We start from the raw sequence: 13,886 nt of genomic DNA, 5'->3' as shown, positions 1-13,886 counted from the left end.
GACCGCGCAGTAGATGACGTTTCACGTCTCTCCCTGGTAGGCAGTTTGGGGGAATGCCTTCCGTGCCGTGGTGACGGCTCAGGGGTGCAGCCGGCACGACGTCGCCAGACGGCGCAAGCGAACATGAACCGGACCGATCATCCCTGACCAAGCGGAGCTCGAACCCCTTCGTGCGGCGACCGTGGCCCGAACGTAAGGGGAGCCACGGGTACTTGGGGCCACGGGCGGGTCGCTCCGAGGAAGCGACGCGGTCCAGACAACGGCAGCTTCGTCGAGCCAGGGCCATGAGTTGGCCTCCCGCGCTGGTGCCACCTGTTCTTCTACGGCAACACCAAGACGCATCGGGCTGAGGAGTGCGCTGGTGGAGGTGATCGGACGTGCGGCGCAACTCCCGGACAGCGCGCCCTCCATGGCGTCAGCGGTCAGCCTCGCTGATCCAGGTGAGTGCGCCCTGGCTGCCAGGTGCACCGTCGGAACAGCAGGTTGAGTCCGAGGTAACACGTGACACGGAGGCAGTCCGGTAACAGATCAGCGACGGATGGAGCGACGACCTGCCCCGGGCGTAAAGTCCAGTATGTGCGGTCCGCTACGCAGGCGGGCGGTCCGCAAGGACGGCGTCAACCTGACGGGCCGCCATACGGGCCGGACCGTCCCGCTCCTGCGGTGCCGGGAGCGATCGGCGGTGAAGCTGAGGATGCGCGCAGCGAGTGGTGTGCGGGACCTCAGGACAGCGGGGGATCCGCTCCACGAGTTGGCACGCCGGGGGAGAGGCAGGCAGTACATGAAACGGCTCACGGCCGAGGACCCACGCCGGATCGGTGGCTTCCGGCTGCTCAACAGGCTGGGCGAGGGCGGCATGGGCCGGGTGTATCTGGCCCGTTCGGATCGTGGCCGTACCGTCGCGGTGAAGGTCGTGAAGAACGAACTTGCGCGCCAGCCCGACTTCCGCCGCCGGTTCGCGCGGGAGATCACCGCGGCCCGCCGAGTGGGCGGAGCCTGGACGGCGCCGGTGCTCGACGCCGACCCCGAGGCCGAGACGCCCTGGGTGGCCACCGGTTACATAGCGGGCCCCTCGCTCGCGGAAGTCGTCAAGGTCCAGTACGGCCCGCTGCCTGAGGGCTCCGTCACCGGGCTCGCCTCCGGGCTGTTTCATGCCTTGCGCGACATCCACGGCGCCGGCCTGGTGCACCGTGACCTCAAGCCGTCCAACATCCTCATCACCATCGACGGTCCTCGCGTCATCGACTTCGGTATCGCCCGCGCGCTGCATCCCATGGTGGAGACGGCGGGAGGTCTGACCCGTACCGGCATGCTGGTGGGCTCGCCGGCGTTCATGTCGCCCGAGCAGGTACGCGGGCGCACCGTCACCGCGGCCAGCGACATCTTCTGCCTGGGCGTGGTCCTCGCGTACGCGGCGACCGGGCGGATGCCGTTCGGTACAGCCGACAACGGGGTGCACGGGCTGATGTTCCGGATCGCCGAGGAGGAGCCCGACCTCACGGGGCTCTCCGGCAAGCTGCTCGACATCGTCTCGAGCTGCCTGGCGAAGAACCCCGAACAACGCCCGGAACTTGAGGAGTTGATCCCCAGTACGAAGGACGCGCTGAGCGGCACCTGGTTGCCGTCCGCGCTGCTGGCTCAGCTTGGACGGCACGCGGTGCAGCTCCTCGACAGCGAGGACCCCGAGGTCACCGGTGAGATACGAATCGGTGCGGCCGCGCCGAGCACCGCACAAGTGTCCGCGCTGCCGGCGACACGGCCCAGTGTGACTGCGTTCGGCGGCATCGGAGCCCCCGCCTTGGCGTCGGAGGTTGCCGGAGGGGATTCGTCCACTCGAGAGACCGCAACGCTGCCCAGCTTGCCGGGCGCCGTACCTCACACGGTTCCGGGCGCGCCGGCCGACGATTTGGTGTCGCTGAGTCCCGGCACACCCGAGGAGCCCCCGGCTCTGCCTCGTCGAAGCAAGCGCCGCCTGGCCGTTGGGGCGGTGGCTGCCGTGGTGGTGGCCGGTGCCGCCTTCGCCGCTCCGGGTTCCGGGCTGCTGGGCTCCGACGGGGGGACCCAGACCTCCTCCGACGTCCCCGAGGAGTACGTGGGCACCTGGAGCGGCCCCGTGGAACGGACCGGCGAAGGCGGCGCCGGTCAATACCGCCGGTTTGTCATCGCGCGCGGCGATGTCGGCGAGATCGTCACCCGCAACGTCGACCTCGGTGCGGACTACCAGTGCACGAGTAACGGCAAGCTCGCCTCGGCGAAGGGCTCGCTGACCATCGAAGCGAAGGTGATCAAGAGCGTGCCCGAGGGGAAGTGCTCGGCGCCAGGCACGAACAGGCTCAGCCTCGGCCCCGACTCGACCCTGCAGTGGGAAGCCGACGGCCGTCGCGCCCTCCTGCACAAGGTCAGGACTCCGGAGCGGCTGCCCAAGGAATTCCTTGGCACTTGGCAGCGCCAGTCGTCAGGCGGGGGCACCCAGCGGGTGACGGTGAAACAGCTGTCCGCCGACCGCAAGTCGATCGATCTCGTCCTGCAGAGCGCCGACAGGAAGTGCGAGGCCCAGGCGAGCGTGTTCTCCGTCGGCGGCGAATCGGAGCCCGTACTCATCGGCCCGTCAGTGGTCGACTGGCGCACCTCCGCGGACGACTGCCCCACGGCGAACACCAGCAGGCTGCGTGTCGAGGATGGCCGGCTGATACGTGAATTCCTCGACGCCGACAAGAAGTACACCTACGACCGGGTGAGTTGAGGTACCGGGCGCCGCTCGCCGCCAGGCCACTGCTCTCCAGGTCCCGGCCACTTGGCTGTTCCTGGGTGCGAGTTGGCTGCCTGTGCGTGGGTGCGAGCCACCTGGGAGGCTCTTGGCTCATGCGCCTCGACGGCACGATCTACGGTCGGCGCACCTCGAACTGGAAGCAGCCGTACTCGACAGCTCGCACGTGTACCAGGGCCACCGCTGGATTGCTGAATGCTTCCCTGAATGCCTGGTCGAACCCGGCTTCCGCGTCGTCGGGGATCTTGAGCAGGCGACCCCCCACGATGTGGCCCTCGGCGTCGTAGCGACGGATGGTGCGCAGCGCCCCCGGCCGGGCGAAGGGGTAGCCGTATGTCCGGCGCGGCCCCTCGCATTCCTCGGCGTGGATGAAGACCGGCCCCGACTCGTCGTACGCTCCGGGGTTGGCACCGGTCGCCTCGGCCCAGCGCCGCAGCGGCGCATACGAGACGAGCGCCACCTGTTCGCCGGGCTCGATCGCCCGTAGACAACAACGCAGTGGACTGCCCACGCAGTTGAGGGGAATTCCGTCCTCACGCGCGGCAAAGGACAGGAAGGGCTGCGCGGCATCGTCGGTGTCGCGGAGTTCTTTGAGGGCGGCGGGAGGAATGGGGAGCGGTGTGTATGCCGTCATGGGCTCCAGCGTCGGCGGTCGGTCTCCGGGCTGCTGGCGGAATCCGGACATGACGACTTCCCCTGTTCCCGCCGGCGACGTCAGGGCGTGGAGGACGTGGAGGAACCGGCTTGCTCACCACCCGGGCACAGCGACGGCATGCGGTGGACGCAGAGGGCAGCGCACGACCAGCTTCCTGTGGCGGCAGCGTGCAGGTGTCCCGATGGTGGAGCAGGCTCCACTGCCAGGAGCGGCGCCCGCGCATACCGTTCGAGCATGTCTGCGACTGAGATCGATCAAGACGCGGCGGTCCGGGGGCGGTTGCGCCTCCACAGCCGATCAGCTGTGCAATGTGTGGGGCTCCTGGGTGCGGGGCTCCTCAGGTGGCTCACCCTTCCCGTCATGGTCGGGTCCGCGGCCATCTGCCTTCTCGGTGCCGGATTGCTGCTCGCGCCCTGGGAGTGGCGCGATCGGATTCTGCTGGGCGCGGTGCTCGCCTTCGTCAGTGTGCCGCTCCTCGCCCGAACCACCTCCGCACTGTCCCGTCTGCTGCTCGAAGGCGGTCGCAAGCGTCAACTTGCGGAAAGAGTCGAAGACTTGAGCCGCACCCGGTCCGGAGCCGTCGATGCTCACGGTTCCGACCTGCGCAGGATCGAACGCGACCTGCATGACGGCACCCAGGCCCAGTTGGTCTCCCTCGCGATGCGCCTCGGCCTGGCCGAGCGCGCTCTCGAGAAGGACCCGAAAGCGGCGCAGGCGCTGCTGGGGCAGGCCCGTGAGGGCGCAGAACTGGCCATGACCGAGTTGCGGGCCGTGCTGCGCACCATGTATCCGCCGATCCTGGCGGACCGCGGCCTTGACGGTGCGCTGTCGGCCGTGGCGGCGAGGTCGACCGTGCCGGTGCGGCTGGAGGTGAAGCTGCCGGACACCCCACCGCTGCCGGCCCCGGCGGAGACGGCTGTCTACTTCGTCGTCATCGAGGCACTGACCAACGTCACGAAGCACTCCGCGGCGAAGAGCGCGACGGTGAGCGTGCGCCGTGAGGGGGAGCGGTTGCATGCCGAAGTACGGGACGAAGGCCGGGGCGGCGTCGACGAGTCGGCGGGCTCAGGCATCAGGGGGATGCGGCAGCGCGTCGAGGCTGTCGACGGCACGTTGTACGTGAACAGCCCGCCTGGCGGCCCGACTTGCGTACGAGCGGACATCCCGTGCGGGTCGTGATCGCCGAGGACAACGTGGTGCTGGCTGAAGGGCTGGCCCTGCTGCTGCGCGCCGAGGGCCACGAGGTCGTCGCGCAGGTCTCCGACGGCGAGGCGCTGGTGGAAGCCGTCCTCGGCGAGCGGCCCGATGTCGCCGTGGTCGACGTGCGGCTGCCGCCCTCGTTCCGCGACGAAGGGCTGCGCGCAGCGCTGCGCATCCGCCGCGAGCGCCCGGGTCAGCCGCTGCTGGTCTTCTCCCAGTACGTCGAGCGGAGTTACGCCTTGGAACTGCTCTCCGACCGCGCCGGCGGAATCGGCTACATGCTCAAGGACCGGGTGGCCAGGGTGGAGGAGTTCCTGCGCGCACTTGAGCATGTGGCCGCGGGCGGCACGTCGATGGATCCCGAAGTCGTCTCCCAGGTGCTCGCCCGGCACGACCCGCTGACCGCGCTCACCTGCCGCGAACGCGAGGTGCTGGGCCTCATGGCACAGGGCTTCGCCAACGGCGAGATCGCCCGCCGGCTCGTAGTCACCGAGCGCGCTGTGCACAAGCATGTCGGGAACATCTTCGCCAAACTCGATCTGCCCGCCGAGGAAAGCGGCCACCGGCGCGTGCTGGCCGTGCTCGCGTACCTGAGCTGAGCCCGTCGCCGGTGGTCACGGGCAGCCGCGCGACGAACCAACCGCCGGTCCGGCGAGTGTGCGTGGGCTCGGCTGGACGGTTCGGGTGCCTGTGAGGTCGCGCTCCGGGGGCTGACGAAGGGCTACTTGGCGGCCGAGACGGGGGAACTGCCCGTGTGGTTGAGGCCGTTGGAGGGCCGCGGCCTTGCGGACTGCTCGTCCGGCGCCGTCTTCGTCACCATCTTCAGCGCCAGGTCGGCGTAGAACTCGCCCAGTTCCTCGGGGGAGTCGGGCCCGTCCAGCCGGTACCAGCGGACCAGGTCGATGCCGAGTGAGAGGGCGCCGCGCACCACCCTGTTCACGTCGATCTGTGCGAATGTGCCGTCCGCGACGCCGTCGGCGACGACGTCCCGGAACACCTCGTTCGTGTGGCGGCGCAGCTCCCGGATCTCGTCGTAGTGGTCCGGGGTCAGCCCGTTGAGTTGGTACTGGCAGACCCGCGCTGCCACGTGGTGGCGCGCGTGCCAGGCGGTGTAGCGCCGCATGAGCAGGCGCAGGCGATCCGCTGGTGACCCTGCTTCCTTGATCTCGGGTACCTGTATGTGCGCGAGCGCGCGCTCGTGGCCGATCCGGGTGATCTCGTAGAGCACGAGTTCCTTGGACGGGAAGTGCACGTAGAGCGCGGCGGGGCTGAGCCCGACCCCGGCGGAGATGTCGCGTGTGGTCGTGGCGTGGAAGCCGTTGGCGGCGAAACAGCGGACCGCGGAGGCGAGCAGCCCGCGGGCCACCTCGCCGAACTCCTCACTCCACAGATCCTGGGACTGGTCCTGCAAGCGAGGGTCGTCCTCCATCTCCTGCGGTGTGAAGCGGGCCTGCCGTTTGGCCATGCCGAGACGCCCCTTCCTGCGCTTTCGGTACTGATCCTGGCTTCGATGCCGGCTCAGTTCCAGCTCAGTTCCGGCTCACATGCGGTGACTGCCTGGCGGGCCCCGCGTCACGAGCGCCTTGACCTGTGTACCACGGTCGGTTGACCAGTCGCTCAGGCATGGGCCGACGGGATCCGCCCTCGACGGGAGTCGGACAGTGACCTTCAGGGCTTCCGGAATGCCGCCTTCCAGACTCTTGACGTGAGTCCGAGGTCGAATGACTATGCGCTTAGTCACCGCGTCCGGCAGCTGTTGGCAGGGAGCTCTCGTGCCGTGGGGCGAAGCCGCTCCCAGGAGCAGCCGTGGCGCCAGGCGTCCCGAACCGCCGATCAGGACTTACGGGAATGAGGACACGATGGAGGAAGGACAGCCGCCGACCCGGGAGTTGACGGTCGTGCTGGACGGATACTCCTACCTGGAGTGCCCGCGATGGCACGACGGCCGGTTGTGGGTCTCGGACTTCTACACCAACCGGGTCGTGGCGACCGACGGTCGCGGCAACACCGAGCTCATGGCGGAAGTGCCCGGCCAGCCGTCCGGGCTCGGCTTCCTGCCGGACGGGCGTGCGCTCATCGTGTCGATGCGTGATCACCGTGTCCTCGTGCGTGAGGAGACGGGAGAGCTGAGCGAGCACGCCGACCTGTCCGACGCCGTCTCCGGGATGCTCAACGACATGGTCGTGGACGAACACGGTCGTGCGTTCGTGGGCAACTTCGGCTTCGACCTCATGGGCGGGGCCGCCTTGCGCTACACCACGCTCACCCGGGTCGACCCGGACGGCACGGTCACAACCGTCGCGGAGGACCTCGGCTTCCCCAACGGCATGGTCATCCTGCCCGGCGGAGTACTCGTCGTCGCGGAGACGTTCGCGGGTCGCCTGACCGCCTTCGATGTCGGCGAGGACGGCGGGCTGAGCAATCGGCGCGTCTGGGCACAGCTCGGCGAGACGCCCCAGACCGAGGACGTCGGCGAAGCCGTGGGGCGCCTTCAGGTCGGTCCCGACGGAATCTGTGCAGATGCCGACGGCGCGATATGGGTGGCCGACGCACTGCACCAGCGCGTCATCCGCGTCGCCGAGGGCGGCGAGATCCTCGAGGAAATCCCCACCGGAACCGGCGTATTCGCCTGCATGCTCGGCGGCGACGACGGCCGAACCCTGTACCTGTGCGCTGCGCCCTCCTTCCCGGAGCACGAACGCCGGCCGGTCCGCGAAGCCCAGCTGTTGGCCGTACGCGTCGACGTCCCGCACGCCGGCCTGCCGTAGACCGCCCCCGAACCGGCTGCCCGCGCTGAAGAGTTCTGCAGTACGGGCGGCCACCAGCCCGATCCATCCGATCCGACATCTGAACTGGAGGGGCCGTGGAGGTGTCCTGTGCTTTCCCGACAGCCCTTGACTCGCCGGACAACATAGCTCTGGCCGAACGACTGGGATACGCGCGGGCGTGGGTCTACGACACGCCTCAGCAGAGCCCGGACGTATGGATGACCCTCGCGCTCGCCGCTGAGCGGACCGAGAGGATCGGCCTCGGCCCGGGCGTGCTGATTCCCAGCCTGCGCCACCCGATGGTCAACGCCGCCGCGACCGCCACCCTCGCCGAACTTGCGCCCGGCCGCGTCGCAGTCGCCTTCGGCACCGGGTTCACCGGCCGCCGCGCGATGGGTTACCGCGCGATCACCTGGTCCTACATGGACTCCTACATTCGCGCCTACCGGGGGTTGCTTGCGGGCGAGACCGTCGAATGGGAGGGCGCGCAGATGCAGATGCTGCATCCCGACGGGCACGCCCCCGCCCGCCCGGTGGACGTTCCCGTTCTCATCAGTGCCCTCGGGCCCAAAGGCCACGAGGTGGCCAGGAAGCTGGCTGACGGGCTCTACGTGACGCTCCAGTTGCCGGCGTTCATGAAGGAGTACTCGTGGGTGCCGAACCTCGTGTGGGGCACGGTGCTCGACGAGGGAGAGGCCTCCGACAGCGAACACGCCCGCCTGGCCGGTGGGCCGGGCTGGGCCCTGGCGTACCACGGCGCCTATGAATTCGGTGGACCCGCCGCCGTGCGTGAACTCCCCGGCGGCCCGGAATGGATGGAGGTCGTCGAGCGGTCCCCCGAGGAGAAACGGCACCTCGCGGTCCACGAGGGGCACTGCGTCGAGCTCAACGAAGCCGACCAGGCCGCATGGAGGGCCGGCGGTCACGGGATGCTCCAGGACGTGACGGTCAGCGGTACCCGTGACCAGATCCGACGTCGGCTGGACGACTTCGCCGAGCAGGGTGTCACGGAGATCGTCTTCCAGCCTTGCGGGCCCGACACCGCGGCCGAGCTCGAACGGTTCCTGGAGGCGGCCGACCACTGATCTTGACTCCGCCGCCCTGACATCGGTCCGCCGTCCTGCCGACTGGCGGACCGATGTCAGGGCGGCGTGAGCTCCGGGGACGCCCAAGTGGCCACGGGCATCGGCCACTTGGGCGTACGGAGTCGCGGTCTGCGACGCCCCTCGATGTGGGCTCCGTCAGCCTCGGGTCCGGGCCGTCCGTAAATGGCTGGCGCGCATCTCTTTGCAGCGGGATGATCCGAAACGTCCGGGCCGACGCGAACCCCCGTGATCGCGCTCCACCTGCAGAGAGAGGGAGCTGTGATGACGGTTGCCGCGTCCGAGTCCTCCGGGTCCCAGCCCGAAATCCGCACGGTGGCCGGGGCGGTGCGTGGCAGCCGGGAGTCGGGTGTCGCGGTCTTCCGCGGCATCCCCTTTGCCGAGCCCCCGGTCGGCTCGCTGCGTTTCGCCGGGCCGCGGCCGGTGCCGCGGTGGGACGGGGTGCGGGCGGCCACGTCGTACGGGCCGCCGCCCCCGCAGGCCGGCTCGTTCGGCATGGACGCGCTCTCGCGGGACGCGGAGGGCGACGACTGGCTGACCGTCAACGTCTGGTCGCCCGAGCCGGGCACGGGCGCGGGGCTGCCGGTCATGGTGTGGATCCACGGCGGCGCCTACATGATCGGCATGTCCGGCCTTCCCGAGTACGACGGGAGCCGCCTGGCAGCTGACGGCGGTGTTGTCGTGGTGACCCTCAACTACCGCGTGGGCCTTGAGGGTTTCGGGCAGATCGAGGGGGCGCCCGCCAACCGGGGCCTGCTCGACCAGGTCGCCGCCTTGGAGTGGGTGCGTGACAACATCCGGGCCTTCGGCGGCGATCCGGACCGCGTCACGGTTTTCGGGGAGTCGGCGGGGGCCGGATCGGTCGCCGCGCTGCTGGCGATGCCGCGTGCGGTGGGGCTCTTCGGCCGGGCCGTCGCGCAGAGTGTGCAGGGTACGTACTTCTCACCGGAGCTCGCCTCCGACATCGCCACCGCATGCGCCGCCGAGCTCGAACTGCGGGCCACGGTGGTCGACTTGGCTACGGTGGCTCCTGCCCGGCTGTCGGCCGCCGGAGACGCGGTCGCCGCGAAGATGCCGCAGTGGGCGGAACGTTGGGGTCGAGCTGCGCACCGGTCCATCCCGATCTCGCCGGTCGTCGACGGCGACGTCCTGCCGGTCACTCCGTGGCAGGCCCTCGCCGACGGCGCCGGCCGCGATGTCGAACTCCTCGTGGGCCACACGCGCGACGAGCAGCGGCTGTTCACCGCACTCGACGGTCTGCTCGGCCAGGTGACGCAGGAGCAGGCGGCGACCGCCCTGCAGAACTTCGCGCCGGGCCGGCAAGGAGCACGCCGCTACCGCGAGGGCTTCCCGGACTCGGGCCCGGACGAGCTGTACGAACTGGTCCAGTCCGACTGGCTGTTCCGCATGCCCACCCTCCACCTCGCCGAGGCCCAGAACACCGCCGGCGGCCGCACCCACTTCTATGAGCTGACCTGGCCCGCCCCGGGCATGGGTGGTGCCTTCGGCGCCTGCCACGGACTGGACGTGCCTCTCGTCTTCGGCAACCTGGACCGCGGCCAGCCTGCCGCGCTGATCGGTGAAGGCCCGTCCCCGGAGGCAGAGGTGCTGTCCTCCCGCATGCGCGCCGCGTGGACGGCGTTCGCCACCGACGGCGATCCCGGCTGGCCCGTCTACGAGGCCGATCAACGCCTTGTGCAGCTGTTCGACACCCAGCCGGCGATCACCGCCTATCCGGAGGAGACCTCGCGCCTGATCTGGGAGGAGCGCACCTTTTCCGCCTTGCCGCTGCTCGATCGGTAGCGTCAGTCCGGCTCGTGGGAACGACGCGTACGGTGCCGGCGAGACGCAGGATCAGGGGCGATTCAGGCCCCACGTCTGCAGAGCGAAGGGCCGCCCCTTCTCCTCACCCTCGATCAGCGGCACGTCGAGCAGGCTGAAGCCCGCCTTGGTGGCCACGGCGACGCTGACGGCGTTCTCGGCCTCCAGCTCCAGGATCACCTGGTCCACGCCCAGTTGCTCGAAGGCGTAGGAAGTCATCACCCGTACCGCTCGCGCGGCCAGCCCCTGACCGCGGTGCGCAGGGCCGACCGCGTAGCCGAGTTCCATGCCCTCGGGGTGACGCCGCAGCATCACCTCGCCGAGCGGTGCGCGGCCGTCGACGGTGATGGCGAGCAGGATGGTTTTGCCCTCCGCGCGCAGCTGCCGGTCCAGGCCCAGGCGTGTGCGGGCCGCCGCTTCGTCGAAGGGGGAGACGATCGGCGTCCAGTACGCGATGTCGGGGTGGTCGAACAAGTCGGGCATCGCGGCCAGGTCCGCTTCCGTCCAGCTGCGCAGGACGAGGCCCTCCCCGGTGAGCTCGATCTGTTCGGGGAAGGGCAACGTGGTGCTGCTCATGGTGAGGGACCTCCGTGGCCTGTTCAGGACGAGGCAGGATAACCGCGGGCGGTCATTCGGCTCACCAGGTTTTCCGAGGGCTCTCACAGCCGACCGTCGTGGAGACCGGCGCAGGTCGAGCACACCGGGGCGCCCGCCGGCGGTCGGCGCGTGTGGCCTTACGGCTTGCGTGCCAGGCCTCCCACGATGAGCCGTTCCCAGACGGTCAGCTCGTGTTCTGCCGAGCTGATGCTGGTCAGTTCCCCTGCCGTGTCGGGCCGCCACAGAGGGCTGGGCACGATGCCCGGCTGAAGGATCTCCAGGCCGTCGAAGAGGGCGCGGATCTCCTCATCGGTCCGCCATCGTCCCCGGCCGAAGGTGGCCTGGAGCACCGCCTCGGCCTCGAGGGTCTCCGGGTTGTCGCCGCTGCGGAAGTGGGAGATGAAGAAGTAGCTGCCGGAGGGGACCTGCTCTTGCCAGTAGCGGACGATGGCGCCCGGGTTCTCGTCGTCGTTGATGTGGTGCAGGACGGCGCTGTGGATCACGGCCACGGGCCGCGTGAAGTCGATCAGGCCGGTGGTGTCGGAATGCTCCCGGATGCTCTGCGGGTCCCGGACATCGGCCTGGATGACGCGGGTGTTCGCGTTGTCCTCGAGCAGGGCGCGGCCGTGGGCGAGGACGATGGGGTCGCTGTCGATGTAGACCACGCGGGCGTCGGGGGTGTGGCGCTGCGCGACCTGGTGGACGTTGTCCGCGGTGGGCAGTCCGCTGCCGATGTCGATGAACTGGTCGATCCCCGCGAGGGCGATCTCCCGCACGGCGCGGATCAGGTTCTGCCGGTTGGCGTGCGCGATGGCCACCGACCCCGGCAGGTCGTTCTTGAACTTGTCCCCGATGACGCGGTCCGCCTCGTAGTTGTCCTTGCCGCCGAGGAGGTAGTCGTAGACCCGGGCGATACTCGGTTTTGACTGATCCACTCGGGAAGAGGCCTCGGTCATGACAACTGCCTTTCCGTCAGCGCGGGTTGCCGAGCGCCATCGTAGGAGAGGGCGGTGCGCCCTGTGACCCGCCTGGGATCACAGGACGGGCACCGGCACCGGCACCGGGTGGGGTGCCCGGGAGTCAGCGGCGGGGCCGTCGCACAGGGCACAGCGATGGACGCGACCTCGTCAACCCGAAGCGCCTTCGGCGGCTTCACCCACGGGTGCGGTCCGCTGTGTTTACCCGGACGGCGGTTCCTGAGATTCCTGAGCCGGGCTCAGCGCGCAGCCGCTGCAAGGCAGTTGAACTCTCAGATCGTCATTCGGCGGTGCGTCCAACGCCCCATTGAGGCAAGTGGCCCGTGGCCTCCCCGGCCCGCAACCCATGTCGGTAACGGCCCGGCCCTCCGGAGGTCAATGGAGGGTGGGACGGTAGATGAGCTCTTGGATGTCACCGTCGAGGGTCCGGTTCTCGACCAGCTCCAGGTCGAAGTCGGCCGCACCCTGGAAGATCCGGTCCAGCCCGCTCTGACCGGTGATGACAGGGAAGAGCGTCACCTGCACCCGGTCGACAAGGCCGGCGGCCATCAGCGCCCGGTTCATCGACAGGCTGCCGTGGGAGCGCAACGGCACCTCGGACTCCTCCTTGAGCCGGGCGACGACGTCGACGGCGTCACCGCTCACGACGGTCGCGTCCGGCCAGTCGAGGGGGCCTTCCAGCGTCGTCGAGACCACCGTTGCCGGCAGGCTCCTCATCCGAGTGACCCATGGGTCACGCACCTCGGACTCCTCGGTACTCGACGCCAGCATCTGCGCGAATACCCGATACGTGTTGGCCCCGAAGACCATCCGCTGCTCCGCGCCGTACGAGGCGAGGCGGTGGTCGAGCAGCTCGGGGCCTTGCTTGCCCCAGTAGCCGGACCAGTCGGAGCCGGCGGCGCCGTAGCCGTCGAGGCTGGAGAAGACGTCGAAGGTGTAAGCAGCGGTCATGTCGTTCTCCTCGAAGGCGGTTGATCGGTGTGGATGCAGACTGGGACCCACTGCCGGACTCATCGCCGTCGGACCGGCCACAGCGTTGTGCGGGTGCTTCCACGTCGTCACGCCTCGCCAGCCAGCTGGAGCTTCGGGCTGCACGTCGTTCCGGCGGAGGATGGGGCTGTCCGCCGACGGCAAGGAGGGAAGCAGGCCGGGCCGAAGCCCTGTTCCGAACTGTGGCCAAGCGCCGATATCCCGACGGTGCACTGGCCCGCACCAACGCCCTGAGTGACCCCGCTCGACCCACCAGCACGGAGGAGACCAAGTGACCGCGGATGGCAACGGCGACCGCCGTGAGCGGTATGCGACGGCGCTGTACAAGACGCTCGGATTCAGCGCCGAGCGTCACCCCTGGGCGACGCTGGCCCCGGCCCGGAGGGAGATCTGGTACCTGAGGGCCGACGCCGCCATCGCAGTCGCCGACGAGGAGATCGCGGAAGCGGTGCGCGCTTCTGGATGAACCTCTGCCGCGTCCCGGGCGTGCCGGGCGTGCCGGGCGTGCCGGAGCGAGTGGTCTGGTTCGAGGGGCATTTCGACGCATCGGTAGCATGCGTCGTCATGACGCGCACCTGGATCCCGCCGACGCTGATCGTGCTCTGCGGCTCCGTGGCTGCGGCCGGGATGCTGTTCAGCGGGAGGCCCGTCTCAGCCGCGGCTCTCCTGCTGGGGCTGGTGCTGCTCGCGGGCGTCAACTCGCCTTTGATCTTCCCGAAGTCGATCGGTGCGCTCGAGGCACAACGCCGCAGTGCGGCCGACGGCCGGCCGGTCGTCTACTGGCGGTCGGGCTGCACGTACTGCCTGCGGCTGCGCTTCCGGTTGGGCCGTAGCGCCCGCCAGTTGCACTGGGTCGACATCTGGCGTGACCCCGCTGGGGCGGCAGCGGTGAGGGCGGCCAACGAAGGCAACGAGACCGTCCCGACCGTCGTCGTTGCGGGCGAGCCGCACGTCAACCCCGATCCTCAATGGGTGCGCGAACAGCTCTCCCGACTCGCGTGATCGAGA

The 13,886-nt window shown here is 69.5% G+C and carries 13 protein-coding genes; 8 read left to right on the top strand and 5 right to left on the bottom strand.

The window, feature by feature from the left end; genetic code table 11:
* Positions 1-781: 781 nt before the first annotated feature.
* On the top strand, positions 782-2,743 hold the full coding sequence (locus H5J26_RS00230; RefSeq protein ID WP_181763552.1) for a serine/threonine protein kinase: 1,962 nt from the start codon (positions 782-784) through the stop codon (positions 2,741-2,743).
* A gap of 139 nt (positions 2,744-2,882) precedes the next feature.
* Here H5J26_RS00230 and H5J26_RS00225 read toward each other — a convergent pair whose 3' ends face one another.
* Positions 2,883-3,401, bottom strand: coding sequence for a DUF1203 domain-containing protein (locus tag H5J26_RS00225; protein WP_181763551.1), 519 nt, complete (start codon positions 3,399-3,401; stop codon positions 2,883-2,885).
* Between the two features lie 381 nt (positions 3,402-3,782).
* Here H5J26_RS00225 and H5J26_RS00220 point away from each other — a divergent pair, with 381 nt between their 5' ends.
* Both H5J26_RS00220 and H5J26_RS00215 read left to right on the top strand, forming a co-directional pair.
* Positions 3,783-4,601, top strand: coding sequence for a sensor histidine kinase (locus tag H5J26_RS00220; protein ID WP_210770843.1), 819 nt, complete (start codon positions 3,783-3,785; stop codon positions 4,599-4,601).
* Positions 4,589-5,221 carry a response regulator transcription factor gene (locus H5J26_RS00215; RefSeq protein ID WP_181763549.1) on the top strand — a complete coding sequence of 211 codons (633 nt, stop codon included), beginning with the start codon at positions 4,589-4,591 and terminating at the stop codon, positions 5,219-5,221. The genes H5J26_RS00220 and H5J26_RS00215 overlap by 13 nt, the downstream gene beginning before the upstream one ends.
* A gap of 122 nt (positions 5,222-5,343) precedes the next feature.
* On the opposite strand, the gene H5J26_RS00210 is transcribed toward H5J26_RS00215, so the two are convergent.
* The gene (locus H5J26_RS00210; RefSeq protein ID WP_181763548.1) at positions 5,344-6,087 is read right to left on the bottom strand and encodes a TetR/AcrR family transcriptional regulator; all 744 of its coding nucleotides are present in this window, start codon (positions 6,085-6,087) and stop codon (positions 5,344-5,346) included.
* Between the two features lie 394 nt (positions 6,088-6,481).
* Between H5J26_RS00210 and H5J26_RS00205 the strand changes: the two genes are divergently transcribed.
* The 3 genes from H5J26_RS00205 (at position 6,482) to H5J26_RS00195 (ending at position 10,296) form a co-directional block, all read left to right on the top strand.
* Positions 6,482-7,390: an SMP-30/gluconolactonase/LRE family protein gene (locus tag H5J26_RS00205; RefSeq protein WP_181763547.1), complete on the top strand. Its 909-nt coding sequence runs from the start codon at positions 6,482-6,484 to the stop codon at positions 7,388-7,390.
* A 101-nt stretch (positions 7,391-7,491) separates the two neighbouring features.
* Positions 7,492-8,475: an LLM class flavin-dependent oxidoreductase gene (locus tag H5J26_RS00200; protein ID WP_309237719.1), complete on the top strand. Its 984-nt coding sequence runs from the start codon at positions 7,492-7,494 to the stop codon at positions 8,473-8,475.
* Between the two features lie 282 nt (positions 8,476-8,757).
* A complete protein-coding gene (locus H5J26_RS00195) occupies positions 8,758-10,296 on the top strand; it encodes a carboxylesterase/lipase family protein (protein WP_181763545.1) in 1,539 nt (512 codons plus the stop codon).
* A 51-nt stretch (positions 10,297-10,347) separates the two neighbouring features.
* Here the strand turns inward: H5J26_RS00195 and H5J26_RS00190 are convergent, their stop codons facing one another.
* The 3 genes from H5J26_RS00190 to H5J26_RS00180 all read right to left on the bottom strand — a co-directional run bounded on the left by H5J26_RS00190 (position 10,348) and on the right by H5J26_RS00180 (position 12,839).
* On the bottom strand, positions 10,348-10,890 hold the full coding sequence (locus H5J26_RS00190) for a GNAT family N-acetyltransferase (protein ID WP_181763544.1): 543 nt from the start codon (positions 10,888-10,890) through the stop codon (positions 10,348-10,350).
* A gap of 158 nt (positions 10,891-11,048) precedes the next feature.
* On the bottom strand, positions 11,049-11,867 hold the full coding sequence (locus H5J26_RS00185; protein WP_181763543.1) for an SAM-dependent methyltransferase: 819 nt from the start codon (positions 11,865-11,867) through the stop codon (positions 11,049-11,051).
* A 396-nt stretch (positions 11,868-12,263) separates the two neighbouring features.
* Entirely contained in the window at positions 12,264-12,839 is a 576-nt protein-coding gene (locus H5J26_RS00180; protein ID WP_181763542.1) for a dihydrofolate reductase family protein, read from the bottom strand.
* A 310-nt stretch (positions 12,840-13,149) separates the two neighbouring features.
* On the opposite strand from H5J26_RS00180, the gene H5J26_RS00175 reads away from it, so the two are divergent.
* On the top strand, positions 13,150-13,344 hold the full coding sequence (locus H5J26_RS00175) for a hypothetical protein (RefSeq protein ID WP_181763541.1): 195 nt from the start codon (positions 13,150-13,152) through the stop codon (positions 13,342-13,344).
* 98 nt (positions 13,345-13,442) lie between these two features.
* Positions 13,443-13,880, top strand: a complete 438-nt coding sequence (locus H5J26_RS00170) for a glutaredoxin domain-containing protein (protein WP_181763540.1) — start codon at positions 13,443-13,445, stop codon at positions 13,878-13,880.
* The last annotated feature ends 6 nt before the right edge of the window (positions 13,881-13,886 follow it).

The organism is Streptomyces albidus (ex Kaewkla and Franco 2022) (assembly GCF_013870515.1).
Classification (GTDB): domain Bacteria; phylum Actinomycetota; class Actinomycetes; order Streptomycetales; family Streptomycetaceae; genus Streptomyces; species Streptomyces albidus.
The sequence above is the reverse complement of the archived record's forward strand: the minus strand, read 5'-3'. Positions and strand labels throughout refer to the sequence as shown.